Source organism: Citrobacter sp. RHB35-C21 (assembly GCF_013816515.1).
GTDB classification, from domain to species: domain Bacteria; phylum Pseudomonadota; class Gammaproteobacteria; order Enterobacterales; family Enterobacteriaceae; genus Citrobacter; species Citrobacter braakii.
The window spans coordinates 2,099,018-2,115,016 of record NZ_CP057147.1 but is presented as its reverse complement, the minus strand read 5'-3'; the positions used below and the strand labels follow the sequence as shown (position 1 = coordinate 2,115,016).

The following is a 15,999-nucleotide window of genomic DNA, read 5'->3' as shown; positions in this document are numbered from 1 at the left end:
GAGAAATCACTATGGCTCAAATGATGAAACGCTGGCAGTTGTCGTCTTTCGGCACTGAAAACCTCCACCTGGCAGAAGTACCTTTGCCGGAACCAGGACATAACGAGTTGCTGGTTAAAGTCTCTGCGGTCTCCCTTAACTACAGAGATAAACTGGTGCTGGAGGGGAAACTGCTGCCTGACCTCCCGGAAATGCCTTTCACGCCCGTTTCGGATATGGCGGGTGTTATTGTCGCAACGGGGCCGGGTGTGTCCCGTTTCACTACAGGAAACCGGGTCACTGGAAATTTCTGGACGCAGTGGCTGGATGGCGATGCGCCGGAAGATATGGTCCATCATGGCCGCTCACTGGGCGGTCCGCTGCCCGGAATGCTGGCTGAATATGTCATACTCCACGAAGATGTGGCTGTCGCCTCTCCTGACTCGCTGAGTGACGAGGAGGTTTCCACTCTGCCGGTTGCGGCCCTGACAGCCTGGTTCGCGCTGGTGGAAACAGGAAATCTCAGAAAGGGGCAGCGGGTGCTGGTCCAGGGAACCGGCGGTGTGGCACTGGCAGGGCTCCAGCTGGCGCGGGCTCTGGGCGCGGAAGTGACCGTTCTCTCCCGGAGTGAAGAAAAGCTACAGCGTGCAAAGGCGCTTGGGGCATCAGGTTTAATCAACACCAGTCTGACACCGGAATGGTCATTGCGGGTTGCTGAACTAACCGGGGGATGTGGATTTGACCATATTCTGGAGCTTATCGGCGGGGATAATTTGCGCCAGTCTGCGGATGCCCTTGCGCCGGGAGGCAGGATTGCTCAGATTGGTTTCCTTAAAGGCAATGAGATGATTCTTCCTGCCTTCCCCCTGATGCTTAAAAGAGCAGTTATTCAGGGGATTACCGTGGGCCACCGTCGGGCTCTTGAAGATTTATGTCAGACTGTTGACCGCCATCAGATTAAACCCGTGATTGATAAAATATACAATTTCGCTGACGCGCAGGCAGCCTTCACACATCTGGAAGAAGGACCATTCGGGAAAATCGTCATCCGAATCGGTTAGCATTTGGGGCGTAAACAGAAAAAGTCTACTATCACGTATGGCATGCAGGGGGACATTGTCCTCCTCATTTTCTTATGGTCTTTTTACCCGTTCGCTTTCAATAAGAGACATACTGATGAGCACTTACATTACTCTGTCTTCGATTATCACCGCTGCTGAAAGGATTAAAAAATCGGTCATTCGGACCCCCACGGTTTTGTCTCCGGGATTGTCGGATATGCTGGGAAGAAAGGTGTTTCTCAAACTGGAGAATTTGCAGACGGGTGGCTCTTTTAAAGCCAGGGGAGTACTGAACCTGCTTTCCGCTTTTTCCGGTAATCTGAGAGATTACCGTTTCGCTGCCGTCAGTGGCGGTAACTTTGGTATCGCAGTGGCAGAAGCGGCCAAAGCGTTTGATATAAACGTGACCGTGATTATGCCAGAAAACGCCCCGGCCTCATCCATTGAAAAAATACGCCATTCCGGCAGCACTGTTATTCTTGAAAAAGATGTCAGCTCCGCGTTTGAACAGGCAAGGACGCTTGCAGAGCAGGGATACCACATAATTGATGACTGTATCGATACACTGGTTGCGGAAGGATACGGAACCCTTGCACTCGAACTGATGGAAGATTGCCCTACACTGACCGATTTATTTGTTGCGGTGGGTGGCGGTGCAATGCTGGCAGGCATTGCGACGGTACTCAAATCCCGTAACCCAGACATCCGGATATGGGGAGTGGAAACGGAGGGAGCCAGTTCGATGTACCAGGCATTGAGGGCAGGAAACCCCGTCAACGTGGATATCACTTCTTCCATTTCAACCCTTGGCGTCCCTGTGATTGACCGCCTTATGCTTGAACACGCGCAGCGCTACATTGAAAAGGTCATCACCGTATCGGATAGCGACGCCATACAAGGCATGATTTCATTCGGCGAGCAAGCCAGGCAGTGGGTTGAGCCAGCAGCCGGGACGCTTATTCCCGCAGCTGTCGCTGTAATCCCCAACCTCCCCAAAGATGCGATCATTGGGCTCATAGTATGTGGGGGCAACGTTACGCAACGAGAAATGAATATATGGGCAAATTGTTGAGGTATTTGTTAAGTAGTCTAAGACTATTGCGCATAATGTTACCCAACTCAAGGGTATTTTGAAAAAATTAGATAGCGATAATGGGAGGTGAATCCCTCCCAATACGTTACGTTAAAGAGTGTTGGGGGTTTTTAAGTCCAAAAGTAAGGATACATCCTGTTTAAATTTATCATGAAAGTCTTTGGGTAAACCGGCAGATGAGTATAAATATCCTGACGCTGCTATCATAAATTGAACAATCCTATTTGATCTTCTCAATAAGATGGATAGCTGAAAATCTTTATATCCGTCACTCTCAGACACATATCTTAATGAAAGCTCTCGGCATGGTATTAGTGCCTCTTTTATGTCTACAGGTGCCTCTAACAAGCTTCTGGAAACATCAACAAATCTTTCCCAACCTGGTAACTCAAGCTCCCCTTTTTTTCCTCCAGAAACTTCCTGAACTGCATTTTTAAGGTCTCTGCGCTGAATATAACTATCACGGCCGCCCCAAACATAATAGCGCAAAACTTTCTCATACTCAGACTGATTCATTTGAACATCAAAAACATCAGCTAATTGAGAGGTAATTGGAATCATAACTAATAAAAAACTTAGAACGATAGAGCTGTAAACCGACATGTGTTCATCTTTCTCAGGATTCAGCTCTCCTTTATTTAGCCTAACAATACCCAATAACTCTCTAAGAGATTTTGCAAAATCAACTTCGAGTGGAATGCGAGTATTAACGTACTCTCCTAAACTTTTAAGATGATCATTTTTTTCAAAAATCAAATAATAGGAATGCCAAGATGAAATATGTGTGGAGTAATTTTTCCTATCCAAATAATTTATATTTGCAGATTCAGCATATTTTTCAAAATCACTTTCCTGAAAAAGATGGACATTTAATGTCTTTGCACTAACACGATGCGCTTCAGTTGCTTTCTTTGCTAAAATGACATACGACTCGTTGCAACCAATATATGCCATTACACCAGCGGCCCAGAACGCTCTGTTAATTGCACTCATCTTACCAACGGTTTTACAATCAAACAGGGTTTTTTGGATTCCCCCCCGCCTAGAAACCTCCAATCCTAAAACGTCAAGATCAGTAATTACTGTACGAATGTCTGAAATCTCTCTGACGTTATTAACAACAACCTCAAGATAAGGAAGAATTCCGTTCGATATGCAATAACGTATAGCTTTCTCTTTTTGAGATGTATCTTTATCCAAAGCAGCCATAAATAACCCTTAAATATTCAAATTTAGTAGCAACTGATCCATTTCATGTTTAGCTTCAGCCACTATTTGAACTTGCTTTCTTTTTCTCATGTCTGAAGATGAGATAATAGACTGAATGTAAGATTCATCTCTAGAAAAAGATAGTCTCGCCTCAGCGTTGACTTCCAAATTAGCCAATTCTCCAGTAGACAGTAGCTTAATTGCTATATCTAAAGCATTAAAATTCTCTTCGGTTTTTATCAATACTAATTCGCATCTGTCCCCAGATATGGGTTTGAGATATGCAACCTTCATAAAAACGAGATTTTTATATTGATCGCTTGCCTCAGAATTACTATTAAGATATCCCTTATCCCGAAGAGCCCGTAAAATTGCCAAAGGATATCTTATTCTATACTGAGCGGGCATAAGTTGTCCTTTCCGTACACAAGATACTAAAGCCATTGCACGTTCATATATCTCTCTATTAGCCGAGTTTAAGCGCATAGCCCCAGGATTTGGAGTAAAAACAAATTGCTCTAACACCCCATTACCAAATCGTATGGACGGAGGTTTTAATATACCTTCAGAAGCCATTACCTGTACAAGAGAAAGTTCAACGGGATCCATCTTATTCCCTCCAATTTCCTGGTTATTGACAACCATTGAAAGAGGCCATCCTTGGTTAGCTTTTAGTTTATTCAAAACGCGGCTTATATTCGAAGAGCCGGATTTCGCTGTTAAATCAGCTAATCCATCAAGGTTATCTGCAAAATAGTACGGACTAAGGATAATATCTTTACCTCTTGCTTTGTGAGTTCGTAGCAAGCCCCCTTCCTCACTATACCTCATACACATATCGAATGTATTACTATCGGCGCCCAGCGTATTTATAAGCTTCTGTTTATTCTCAGGTTTATTATAAACCTCACTCAGAATTGCGAGCATTACAGATTCTGTCTCGCTCAGGTCACTTTCCTCTGCATAATTACCAATCACATCATAAACACTTTTAAAATGTGGAATCTTAGGAATTACAGCAGTTGTTTTGGAACGTGTACCTATAAGCTCAATGAACTCAAGATCATCTAGAATTTTTAAAACTTGATCCAAAGCCATTGATGGAATTTTAAAATAATGGTACGAAACCTGCTTTAAAACATCGTATGGTATAGTGCCAAGCCCTCTAATATGAACCGCGAGAGTTGCTGCCATTCCAAGTTTCTTTAGATAATCAAATTCAGGTGTTTCATACTCACCTAAAGCGCTATGTAAATCATAGGAAAACTCTGCAATTTTTGTTATGTTCATTAGCGACCCATTATATAATCCATTGATTTTAAACATCTATTTTTGAAGGGGTAGTATAGTATTATGATAACAAATTTCTATCTTTCTCGAGTAGATTAACATGTAACATACATTATTATAGCATGTTAATAAATGTTGGAACACCTGCATATAAGTTTCAGACAATGGTGTTGTCATCAAGAAGCTCTTTTAATGCTGATTTGGGACCCTACTGTAAGAATATCCATTTTATCTCCATGCCGTTTTTGAGATTTCCATTTTTTACCCTAGCCAAAAATAAGTACACTGTAAAATCAGAGGTCTTCATCTAGCTATTTTATCAGTAGCATAATATTTCTTTTCAGGTCACCTGACAGTCATTTTTCACGGATACGTAGTGTCTCGTAAATGTAAAGAATACGTGTACTTTGCCCTTGCACGGAGAGGTCTTTATGGAAACAAAATTCACGAAAAGACCGACAGAAATCCGGCGGGAGTAAAAAATCCAAATGCCAATATGTAGTCCCTCGCTACTCAGCAGTAGTTTTTGTACTGGATCATTTCCATTATAATTCCTTTGACTACAAACTACATTACGACGTAAAATTAACCTTAAGCTTATAATTAAAAAATTTTCAAATGAAAAATCAAAGCTATCGAATAATTAATATCTAAAACCACCATTACAGAACCATTCACTTTCAGAAAGCGCGGAATAAATAGCCGTCCCTCATGAATTAATGCAATTAAATCTTCTACTTTCAGCCTCCAGAGTTAGATATTCCACAACACTTTCAGTACCACCATTATTATAAAGAATACAATCTAATTAACCATCTCTTCGGATACTATTCCCAGTTTTTTTATTCTTTGAGTACTGGGAAGATTTTTAAAACGACATCCAAACATCATAATTTTTAATTTCCAATATTTAACTTCGCCTCTAGCAACAACATTTCACTCTCTTTATTTTTCACCATTGCTTTCATCATTTCTTTATCGATAGTGACGTCGCCATTTTTAGATATGATTAGATGCCTGTCATATTTATTAACAAGTAGATCAGATAAGCCTCGGCTAAACCCATCATTTATTAATGAAATTATTCTTTTATCTTTAGTGCCATACTTTATCTTGAGATAAAAGGTTTCCTCAATAAGACCAACCTCATTAATCACCTCAATAAATTTAAATATTTGATAATCTAAAAAATCATCTTCTTCTTTAATTCTCACTATAGCTAGATTTATTTTTTCAGCATTTGTTTTTTTATTAATGTTAACCCAGTGTTCACGATATCCATTCCCGAATGTTTCATCACCCCATTTTCCAACAAATACGAATTCTTTCTGCGTATCTTTTGGAATACTATTCCAATAACTTAAAAAGTTTCTAATAATTAATTTGAAAGGTGTGTTTTTTACCTTCCAAGTTAAAAACATCGCGTAAAATTTTTGTGCATCCAAATTTTTCAACCTGGTTAAGTCATTGTATTTTCCATCATCAATTATCTTGTTAATGAATAATGATGAAATCAAAGATATTAATGATTCCTCATCAGATATTAAATCCTGATTCTGACGGTAATGATCAATCTCTTCCTGAATAATATGTTCACAATCATGTATATTTAGTTCAGATATATTATTTTCGTATAATATTTTCCCAATTTCCGTTTCCACATATTTACCTTTATAATCCGGAACTATTCCTTGCTCGAGATTTTCTAAATCATCAATAGATCTGTTAAATTCATCTATATTATATTCATTTATTGTGGTTTCATTTAATAAAACATTATTTACCTGATCAAATCTTTTGCTATCAACTTTAGAAACCTTTTTAATAAAATCAGCTAAATTCGTTTTTTTCCCAGTATATTGTTCAGTTCCGATTATAAATATGGCTGGCAATAGTTTTTTAATTTGGATTGGCTTATCATTATTAAAAATATCACCAAATCGGTTGATTCTGCCCGCAAGATTATTGAATTGGGAATGGTTTAATGAGGTCCGGCCTTTTTTATTTTCTAAAATAAATAACCTTTCTACTGGTAAATTAACGCCTTCAAGAAGAGTTGAGTTAGTTACAAGATATTTAACATGCCGAGATTTTTTAAATATCGTTTCAATATATAGCCGCACATTATCTGTCATTGATCCGTGATGATACACAATCCCCTTTTTCAGACATTTTATAATAAGGTAGTTTTCATCAATGTTTTCTGATAACTCCATACAAGCTTTATCTACAACAGCACAGGTAATATCCTGAAGGGATTGAGAAAGTTCTCTAGAAAAATTTTCTAATTTTTTGGGGCTATTAAAGTATATAATGTTTTTATCTAACGACTTATTTTTAATGAGCTCAATATGATTATTTGAAGTTTTCTTTATGCTGCTCCACTTATCTAAGAATTGATCATATCGTTGAAAATTTTCATGTTGAGTTCTGTAATCATAAAGATAGATAATCTCACTTTTAACATATTCATTTACTTTATAGTCTGCAATTTTTTGGTCTATCTTTTTTAATGCAAGATTATTAGCATCATTCAAAAACGGCGTGAAATATTTAATTTTAAGATTTTTTTTACGAAAAATTGCTCGGCAGATTACATTAGCTAATAATTTACTTCTATTTGTATTTTCCAGAAGATTATGAGCTTCATCTATTAATAGAAGATCGAAGTAAAAATCTTTATTTTTTGATAATAACTTAGAAGCTCGCTCCTGAGTTAAAACAAAAATATTATCCTCTCCTTTTTTGTACATCTCAGGATGAGTTATTACTTTCACTTTTGTATTATATGATTTTATAATGTTATTTTTTGTTTGTGAGATTAATGCTTTAGACGGTACGATAACACATCTATTTCCACCAAGGGTTTTCTTTATTTCTTCAATAATAATATTAGATTTCCCATACGATGTAGGCGCTACAATAGCAACATTATTATCTGGACTTTCTTGAAGGAAAAAGTTCATATCACTTTGCTGTTGAGTCAATGTGATTCCATTCTCAAAAAAGTTATCAGCGAAACTATCAGATAAAGTTTTAATGAATGTATCGTTATCAGATGTTAAATAATCATCACTAAGATGTTTAGCTACAGGAATTAGGCCTTGGTTTATGGCAATCTCATATAACGGAATATAATCCTTTGTCTTATTGGCATAAAGCAAAGCTATCCTATAACCAAACCTTCTTATGTGAATATCCTCCTGATTTACAAAAACAATCGTCAATGACAGTAATGTTTGTATCTCTCTCATAGTTAATTCTTTTCTGAGAAACAACTTGGAATAATAGTTATAAATTTCTGTTTTCTTTAATTGAAGTAAAGTTAGAGGCTGAGGTTTTTTTTTGTTCACTTTTTACTTTCCTCAATCAAGAAATCGACAACCTTATTTAAAGTACTTTTTTGAATAGAAAAACAAAAAACATCTGCAAATTCAGCTTTTTCGACCATACTTTTTTGAAAATCCATAACAGTTTTTTCGATAGTTTTAAATTTTATGTCGTGGAATAAACTAGAAATAAAAAATACATAATTATCAGTGCTAGTTGATTTCTTTTCAGATGTTTTTTCACCTTCAATGGCAAGAAGATCTAGTACTACATCCTTATAATTTCTATGCTGAGAAATAGCAATGCTAGCCGCATTCATCGCATTAGCCCAATGATTGATTTCATTTTCATTTAATCTAGTTTTTAGATCGTTATACGCTGTACTCAAAAGAAGTTGAGAAGTCTCATTAACATCCTTCCCTTTCCGTAACTCACCAGATTTAACTTCAGTAATCCAGACTTTATGATCTGATGTTGAATATAAAAGCAAATCAAATCCTTTCTTAATACTTTTCTCTTCAAGATTAAAAAAAGGCGAAGCGGTTTCGAAATTATCTAAAAGCTCATTGATAATGATATGTGAAAGAAATTCACCAATCATTCCCTTTTGAGTTTTTGCAGGTTTTTTTTCATACCTCTCTAAAAAAGCTTCAACTGTTGGTTTATACCGATACATTGCATATCCGCTCCTAGAGTGAGTTTCTCCATGGCAAATCCGTGTAAGATGATTCTTAAGTGCTTGCTTGAGCTCATCAGAAAAATTCGATATGTGACATAAACCATAGCCACTTTTGAGCAAAATTTGGACGCCATCTAACGTTTTCAAGTTCTACTACTCTTGAGATGATTAAATTTTGTCTAATAATATCACACAATTTTATGTGTCAGAATGTGAATAATCTCATAGACGTGATCTTTTTTTCCTGACTCAGCAATTGACGTCGAAATGCTATGAAACGACTAATAATACATTTTAAATACAATAAAATCCTTCCATATCATATAGTTAACTAATTTTATTATGTTATAACTTGCTCTATCATTGTATACACTACTTTCGCAACCTATTGACGTTCTACTCATACGCTGTGATTTTGCAATGTAAGCACTCAGTTAAGAGCTGCTTTTAGTTAGGCTTGTCATGACCACCGATTTTTCTGAACGGTCATGATGTATCGGTTACAATACCAGCCGTTTTGACTCGCAGTGGGCAAGCCAGGCAACAAATCCTCTACGAGCAAAAAGCGAACAAACCGCTTTTTGCTAACGAGTCATTTGGGCCTTAGTCAGCACTATTTTTATAGCAGCTACGACCGCACAAGTAGGCTTCCCAGCGACACAATTAGGGGATATTGAATGCTTATAACCAGATTTATATAATCCACAACTAATGGTGGTCATTTTGGTGGTCTTGACAGGATGAAGATTCAGGTTTAGCTTACTTATTAGCCAGTTGCTGGCAAAGGCGATCCCAGTCAGAGGAGCCATATTTAAGAAGCCCGCTTAAGGAAACTTAAGCGGGCTTTTTGCTTTTCACGTCTGTGTAAAAGCTGCCTCTATAAGCGCTCAGTCTGCCATAACTCCCCATTCCATGCCGCATCACATCGTTGATTAAAGTTGTGTAAATGTAAATCGTTTAAACTTTGCAATTATTGTAAGTGCTAGTGATTATCATTTATTGTACGCGAGCCAAAAGAACGAGCCCCGACTCGGTTCACTGTATGTTCCAATTACTCTGGGATAAAAACGATGAATGCTCTGACTCGCACCGGATTGCGCCGTATCACGCTTGCCTCTGCCCTCCTCTTCTCTGTCAGCCTGCCGGCTTTCGCTCAGGAAACGTTAACACTTTACACCACCCGTGAACCGGGCCTGATCCAGCCTTTACTTGATAGCTGGACTAAAACCAGCGGTATCAAAGTAAGTACGGTCTATATCAAAGACGGTATGCTTGAGCGTGTTAAGGCGGAAGGCAAAAACTCCCCTGCCGACCTGCTGATGACCGTCGATGCCGGAAATCTCATCGATTTGGTTGAAGCTGGCGTCACCCAGGCGGTAGAGTCAGAAGCGCTGAAAGCCGCCATTCCGGCGAATCTGCGCGGCGCGGATAATCAGTGGTTTGCGCTTTCTATGCGCGCCCGCGTACTGTATGCCGAGAAGTCGCTGCCAATCGATAACTGGCATTACGAACAGCTCGCCAGCCCAGAATACAAAGGTAAAGTTTGTATTCGTTCCGGTCAGCACCCCTACAACACGGCGCTGATCGCCGCGATGATTACCCATCATGGTGAAGCTAAAACTGAAGAATGGCTACGCGGCGTAAAGGCTAACCTGGCGCGTAAAGCCACCGGCGGCGATCGCGATGTTGCCCGCGATATCCTCGGTGGAATTTGTGATATTGGTCTGGCTAACTCCTATTATGTTGGCCATATGAAAAACGCCAAAGAAGGCAGCGATGCTCGTCAGTGGGGCGATGCCATTAAAGTCGTTAAACCAACCTTTGAAAATGGCGGTACGCACGTCAACATCAGCGGCGCTGCCGTTGCCCGCTATGCGCCAAATAAAGCCGATGCCGTTAAGCTGATGGAATATCTGGTTTCCGCGCCTGCCCAGCAGCAGTATGCGAAAGCGAACTTCGAATATCCGGTACTGAAAGGCGTAACGCTTGACCCGGTCATTAGCGCCACAATCGGTGAAATCGACGTCGATAAAACACCGCTCACCGAGATCGTGAAGTATCGTAAACAAGCTAGTTTGCTGGTAGATAAAGTTGGATTCGATCAATAAATCGCTGCAGTTTCCGACGTTACGCGGCCTGGTTTCCGGGCCGCAGTCATTATTAACGCCGTTGCATCTTGGCGCGTTGTGCGTCGCGCTTGGCGTCCTGACCCCCATCGTTGCGCTGATCTGGCAGGCCACTCAGGCTGATTTATCCCACTGGGATAATCTTATGACATATGTACTGCCTTCAGCGCTAAAAAACACCGTGCTGTTGCTAGCGGGTGTCGCGATAATGGTTGGCGTTATTGGCGTAGGCAGCGCATGGGCGGTAACGGCATGGGATTTCCCTGGGCGAAAAATTCTCAGTTGGGCGCTGCTGTTGCCGCTGGCAATGCCGACCTACATCGTTGCCTTCGCATGGCTCGATCTGCTGCATCCGATTGGCCCCCTGCAAACCTTTATCCGTTTCTTACTGGGCTTTGACAGCCCGCGACAGTTCCGCCTGCCCGATTTACGTTCCCTTTCCGGCGCAATAATCCTGCTCGGATTAGTACTTTATCCTTACGTGTACCTGACAACCCGCGCCATGTTTATCAGCCAGCCGGCCCACCTGTTGGAAGCTGCACGTACGCTGGGTTGCAGCGCAACCGGGACCTTTTTTCGTGTTGCACTTCCCATGGCACGCCCGGCACTGGCCGTCGGGATCAGTCTGGCGCTGCTGGAGACGCTTAACGATATTGGCGCGTCGGAATTTCTCGGGGTACAAACGTTAACCGTTACCGTATACACCACGTGGATCTCTCGCTCTGATTTATCTGCCGCAGCGCAAATCGCCTGCATGATGCTGATGTTTATATTCTTTATTCTGACGCTGGAATTTTATGGCCGCAGAAAACAGGGATTCAGCAGTCGTAGCCTGCGGGAAATTCAACCCACCCGCGTGCAAGGCTGGCGTGGCTGGCTACTCGGTGTCGTTATTTCGCTGCCAGTTGTGCTGGGCTTTCTGGCCCCGGTGCTGTTTTTAATCTGGGAAAGCGCCAAACGTATAGGTGACGAGAGCCCTATATCCTCCTCGTTACTGTCTGCATTACAAAATACGTTATCACTGGCCGCGGGAACCACGTTGGTGGTGGTTTGCGTCAGTATGTTGGTAGCCTGGAGCGCGCGGCATAGCGCCGCAGACAACGCGATGCCAGGATTTCGCCGTGGTGTAATGCGTCTGGCTTCTTTAGGCTACGCGGTTCCCGGTACAATTCTGGCGATTGGTTTTTTAACCCCCGCCATGGCAGTCGACCGCTGGCTGGCAGATTTACTGGATGTTCGCGGCCTGCCGCTGATGTCTGCCGGGATCCTGCTGGTAATTTGTTGTGCCATGCGTTTCCAGGCGATTGCTATCGGCGCACTGGATTCCGGCCTGGGCCGCATTCCGCCTTCGCTGGAGCAGGCTTCTCGTCTGTTGGGTGAGAATGGTGCGGGCACATTTGCACGGGTTCATTTCCCATTGCTGCGCCCGGCGTTAGTGAGTAGCGCCCTGCTGGTTTTTGCCGATGCCATGAAAGAACTGCCAACAACGTTGCTGTTGCGCCCGGTAAACTTCGAAACGCTGGCAACGTTGCTGTATGCAGAAGCCGCCCGTGGAACCTATGAAGAAGGTGCTATCGCCGCGCTAATGATTGTTTTAGCTGGCACGCTACCGGTTGTTTTGTTGGTGCGTCACCAGATGACTCGCCGTGGTTAAGAGAGTAACAATGTCAGAAATTGCATTACGACTCCAGGATGTGCACGTTGCCTACGGCAACAGCCAGCAATCGGTGCTGAGCGGGTTTTCAATGTCGGTACGTAAAGGAGAGATCGCCTGTCTACTGGGCGCTTCAGGTTGCGGAAAAACCACAGTGTTACGCGCTGTTGCCGGATTTGAACGGCTGCGAAGCGGAGAGATCTATGTGTCGCAGCGCCGCGTTGCCGGTTCCGGTGTTCATCTGCCGCCGGAAAAACGGCATGTCGGCATGGTCTTTCAGGAATATGCGTTATTCCCTCACCTGACGGCGCAACAAAACGTGGCCTTTGGGTTACGACGTATGCCGCGTGAGCAGCAGCAGGTCCGGGTGGCGGAGCTGTTAAAAATGGTGGAGTTGCACAGTCATGCCAGCCGTTATCCGCATGAACTGTCCGGCGGTCAACAGCAGCGTATCGCTCTTGCGCGCGCGCTGGCGCCGCATCCGGAAATCCTGCTGCTCGATGAGCCTTTCTCCAGCCTTGATAAGCGCACGCGTGAGCGTCTTGGCAACGAGGTGCGGGATATTTTGCGTGCCGCCGGGCAAACGGCACTGCTGGTTACACACAGCGAACACGAGGCGCAGCTAATGGCAGACCATATTGGCGTGGTAAAAATGGGGCAGTATCAAATTAAAAAAGCGACCCACCCAGACTAAAGGTCACAGGGGCGCCTTGAAAATTAGTAATGGGTCTGAATCAGACTGATATTCACCGGCATGCCGGAGCGTCTTTCCAGTGCCTGATTTCCGCGACTCATATCCACGTCATTCCCGCTGATGAAGGTGCGCAGCGCGGGGGTGACTGGCAAGGGAACTTTTCTGTCAGACTCGTATTCCGACCGGTTTCGTGACAGTGGTTCATGCACTTCCACCCAGCGACTACCGTCCGGCTCTACGCTGTATTTCACCGGTCGGTCTATCAGTTGCACACGCGTCCCTACCGGTACGGTATCAAACAGATATTTAATGTCGTCATTACGTAAACGGATGCACCCCTGACTTACCCGCAGACCAATACCGAAATTCGCATTTGTGCCATGAATGGCATAAAGCCTGCCGATATAAATCGCATACAGTCCCATCGGGTTATCAGGCCCGGCAGGAACAAACGCCGGCAGGCTTTCCCCACGTGCTGCGTATTCGCGCCGGGTATTCGGCGTAGGCGTCCAGCTTGGTGCTTCCTGCTTACGTTCTACCGCCGTCACCCAGTTACGCGGCGTTTCTCTGCCCGCCTGGCCAATGCCAATGGGTAAAACCTCAACCGTATTGCTGCCAGCGGGATAATAGTAAAGGCGCATTTCTGCGACGTTGATTACGATCCCCTCGCGTACAGTATCCGGTAATATCAGTTGCTGTGGCACAACCAGCGTAGAGCCAGACTTAGGCAGAAAAACATCCACGCCGGGATTGGCCTCCAGCATATTGCTCAACCCCTGTCCGTACTGCGCGGCAAAAGCTTCCAACGGCTGAGTGTTTCCTGAAGGTACCGTAATGGTCAAAGGGCTCCCCACCAGGCGACTGCCTTCAGGCGGGAGCGGATAACTCACCGCCTGCGCGCTCTGACTCACGAGCAGCATAATGAGTGAACAAAGCAGTTTTACACGACGCATCTTTTTCCTTTCCTTCGCCGCAGCAGATATCCGTTAATTATAGCTTTTATTATCTGTTTTAGTGGGTTACGACTAAAATCCGCATAAAAAAGCCGCCTGAGGCTAATGCAATTCAGTTAACGCCTATGTATCAGAAAGCATCACCTGTGTTGGCAGAAGTTATGAATATGCTATCTCACGGTAAGGGTTCCGTTCACCTCATGTGCATCGTTTATCTGAAACACCGATTCCTGTGAACGTGTAAAGGGCGTTCTCCGCCACGCCCTTTACAATCCCGGCTCCCGGCGGGAAAATTGCCGCTCCGCGGTCCCCTCCGTTTATTCCTCCAGGCTACCGGGCCGGGCGCGAGGTAGCATCCCTGCAAAACGCGCCCTGAACCCGCATCCCTGCGGGTTCTCCCGGCCTTACGGAAACACGTCGGCAATTTTCAGCCGGACCAGCCCACACCTGACCACCTGCGTTTTTTATCTGAACAGCAAAACAGAGTTAACTGGAAGTCAGTGCGTTGCAGCGATGACCCCGTTCCGGCTGAAAATCGATGAGGCGTTGACGGCTGACCGGGTCTGCCCGCAGGGATGCGGGCAGAGGGGACGGCCTGCAGGGACGCAGGCCCGGCCCCGACCCGACAGGCAGACGGCATAAGACGAATGAATCGCGCAGCGACGATTTTCCCGCCGGGAGCCAGGGATGCAAGGGAGGCGGCGGTGAGCCTCCCTTGCGCGTTCACGGGTATAACGATATCAGAGAAGCAACGCACATAAGGTGAACGGAAACTGATTCAGAGCAAAACATTTCCATACAGGCTTAACTGAACGGTATTGCACCATGGGGCGAAGTTCAGCGTGGACGAAAACTATGCTTCCTTACCATCCGGAAGCACAATGTTACTGGCGGCAAGCTGCCCCATGTTGTTGTACATTGCACAGGCGGCTTCAACAATCGGCATCGCCAGCGCGGCCCCGCTGCCTTCGCCCAAACGCATCCCCATATTGAGATACGGCTCCAGTTCAAGATGCGCCAGCGCGGTGCGAGCCCCCTTCTCGGCGGAGAAATGTGACGGGATCAGGTAAGGTTTAATCTGCGGCGCAATCTGGCAGGCCGCCAGCGCAGCGGAATAAGAGAGAAAACCGTCCAGCACGACCGGCAGGCCGCAGGAGGCCGCCCCCAACATCACCCCCGCCATGCCGACCAGATCAAACCCGCCTACCTTAGCCAGCACATCGATACCGTCATTACGATCCGGTTGATTGACGGCAATTGCTCGCCGCACAACATCGACTTTATTGCCTACTCTTGAAAGCGGCAGGTTAGCGCCGATGCCTACTACATCCTCGGCATCGCTGCCGGTCAGCACGCTGACGATTGCCGCCGCTGGTGTCGTATTTGCCATACCAAGTTCACCGACGCCAAACAGCGTTACGCCATCTTTGGCCAGATCATGGGTATAGCGGATAACCTCCAGCAGCAGCTCCTCGGCCTGCGAACGACTCATCGCCGGGCCTTGTGCAATATTGCCGCAGCCGCGCGCCACACGCATATTCACCACGCCAGGGATAAGCTCAGCATCGATGCCGACATCAATCACATGTACCTTTGCCCCCGCCTGAGCGGCCAGCACACAAACGCCTGTCGTGCCACGCGTCATATTAGCAGCCTGAATAGCCGTGACGATTTTAGGCGAAACAGCAACCCCTTCATCCCATACACCGTGATCGGCGCACATCACCAGCATCGCTTTGCCATTCACATGCGGTACGCCCTTCAGACCCGGCATTCCGGCCAGTTGCACGGCGAGCGACTCGAGTCGACCAAGACTTCCTGGCGGTTTAAGCAAGCCATCGACATGCTGCTGTGCACGCAGCATCGCAGCACTATCAGGTGAAGGGATTGCGTGGAGTAAAGAGGTTAAAGTCTGCATAAGGGTTCCAGTA

The 15,999-nt window shown here is 44.6% G+C and carries 11 protein-coding genes and 1 pseudogene; 6 read left to right on the top strand and 6 right to left on the bottom strand.

Annotated features, from left to right (window positions below; all coding sequences use genetic code 11):
* Positions 1-11 precede the first annotated feature (11 nt).
* Positions 12-1,040, top strand: a complete 1,029-nt coding sequence (locus HVZ39_RS10155) for an NAD(P)-dependent alcohol dehydrogenase (RefSeq protein WP_014229973.1) — start codon at positions 12-14, stop codon at positions 1,038-1,040.
* A 115-nt stretch (positions 1,041-1,155) separates the two neighbouring features.
* Positions 1,156-2,112 (top strand): pyridoxal-phosphate dependent enzyme, encoded by a 957-nt coding sequence (locus HVZ39_RS10150; protein ID WP_041165287.1) that lies wholly within the window; start codon positions 1,156-1,158, stop codon positions 2,110-2,112.
* Positions 2,113-2,223: 111 nt separating this feature from the next.
* On the opposite strand, the gene HVZ39_RS10145 is transcribed toward HVZ39_RS10150, so the two are convergent.
* The 4 genes from HVZ39_RS10145 to HVZ39_RS10130 form a co-directional block, all read right to left on the bottom strand.
* A complete protein-coding gene (locus HVZ39_RS10145) occupies positions 2,224-3,342 on the bottom strand; it encodes a hypothetical protein (RefSeq protein ID WP_014229975.1) in 1,119 nt (372 codons plus the stop codon).
* Positions 3,343-3,351: 9 nt separating this feature from the next.
* Positions 3,352-4,632, bottom strand: a complete 1,281-nt coding sequence (locus HVZ39_RS10140; RefSeq protein ID WP_014229976.1) for a hypothetical protein — start codon at positions 4,630-4,632, stop codon at positions 3,352-3,354.
* Positions 4,633-5,528: 896 nt separating this feature from the next.
* On the bottom strand, positions 5,529-7,985 hold the full coding sequence (locus HVZ39_RS10135; RefSeq protein ID WP_014229977.1) for a DEAD/DEAH box helicase: 2,457 nt from the start codon (positions 7,983-7,985) through the stop codon (positions 5,529-5,531).
* Positions 7,982-8,788: a hypothetical protein gene (locus tag HVZ39_RS10130; protein ID WP_064387424.1), complete on the bottom strand. Its 807-nt coding sequence runs from the start codon at positions 8,786-8,788 to the stop codon at positions 7,982-7,984. The genes HVZ39_RS10135 and HVZ39_RS10130 overlap by 4 nt, the downstream gene beginning before the upstream one ends.
* Positions 8,789-9,262: 474 nt before the next feature.
* On the opposite strand from HVZ39_RS10130, the pseudogene HVZ39_RS26830 reads away from it, so the two are divergent.
* The 4 genes and pseudogenes from HVZ39_RS26830 to HVZ39_RS10115 all read left to right on the top strand — a co-directional run bounded on the left by HVZ39_RS26830 (position 9,263) and on the right by HVZ39_RS10115 (position 13,115).
* Positions 9,263-9,469: pseudogene (locus HVZ39_RS26830) on the top strand (hypothetical protein).
* A 242-nt stretch (positions 9,470-9,711) separates the two neighbouring features.
* The gene (locus HVZ39_RS10125) at positions 9,712-10,749 is read left to right on the top strand and encodes an extracellular solute-binding protein (RefSeq protein WP_181633564.1); all 1,038 of its coding nucleotides are present in this window, start codon (positions 9,712-9,714) and stop codon (positions 10,747-10,749) included.
* Positions 10,733-12,421, top strand: coding sequence for an iron ABC transporter permease (locus HVZ39_RS10120; protein WP_181633563.1), 1,689 nt, complete (start codon positions 10,733-10,735; stop codon positions 12,419-12,421). Before HVZ39_RS10125 ends, HVZ39_RS10120 begins: the two co-directional genes overlap by 17 nt.
* A gap of 10 nt (positions 12,422-12,431) precedes the next feature.
* On the top strand, positions 12,432-13,115 hold the full coding sequence (locus HVZ39_RS10115; protein ID WP_131346268.1) for an ABC transporter ATP-binding protein: 684 nt from the start codon (positions 12,432-12,434) through the stop codon (positions 13,113-13,115).
* Between the two features lie 23 nt (positions 13,116-13,138).
* Here the strand turns inward: HVZ39_RS10115 and ldtA are convergent, their stop codons facing one another.
* Together ldtA and cobT are read right to left on the bottom strand one after the other, a co-directional pair.
* Positions 13,139-14,068 carry a L,D-transpeptidase gene (gene ldtA / locus HVZ39_RS10110; protein ID WP_016153509.1) on the bottom strand — a complete coding sequence of 310 codons (930 nt, stop codon included), beginning with the start codon at positions 14,066-14,068 and terminating at the stop codon, positions 13,139-13,141.
* A gap of 853 nt (positions 14,069-14,921) precedes the next feature.
* Entirely contained in the window at positions 14,922-15,986 is a 1,065-nt protein-coding gene (gene cobT / locus HVZ39_RS10105; protein WP_047415508.1) for a nicotinate-nucleotide--dimethylbenzimidazole phosphoribosyltransferase, read from the bottom strand.
* Positions 15,987-15,999: the final 13 nt, after the last annotated feature.

Bases quoted from the DNA above. Each gene is read 5' to 3' on its own strand.
- HVZ39_RS10125 (WP_181633564.1), top strand. From the start codon at position 9,712: ATGAATGCTCTGACTCGCACCGGATTGCGCCGTATCACGCTTGCCTCT.
- HVZ39_RS10145 (WP_014229975.1), bottom strand. From the start codon at position 3,342: ATGGCTGCTTTGGATAAAGATACATCTCAAAAAGAGAAAGCTATACGT.
- cobT (WP_047415508.1), bottom strand. From the start codon at position 15,986: ATGCAGACTTTAACCTCTTTACTCCACGCAATCCCTTCACCTGATAGT.
- HVZ39_RS10155 (WP_014229973.1), top strand. From the start codon at position 12: ATGGCTCAAATGATGAAACGCTGGCAGTTGTCGTCTTTCGGCACTGAA.
- HVZ39_RS10140 (WP_014229976.1), bottom strand. From the start codon at position 4,632: ATGAACATAACAAAAATTGCAGAGTTTTCCTATGATTTACATAGCGCT.
- ldtA (WP_016153509.1), bottom strand. From the start codon at position 14,068: ATGCGTCGTGTAAAACTGCTTTGTTCACTCATTATGCTGCTCGTGAGT.
- HVZ39_RS10150 (WP_041165287.1), top strand. From the start codon at position 1,156: ATGAGCACTTACATTACTCTGTCTTCGATTATCACCGCTGCTGAAAGG.
- HVZ39_RS10115 (WP_131346268.1), top strand. From the start codon at position 12,432: ATGTCAGAAATTGCATTACGACTCCAGGATGTGCACGTTGCCTACGGC.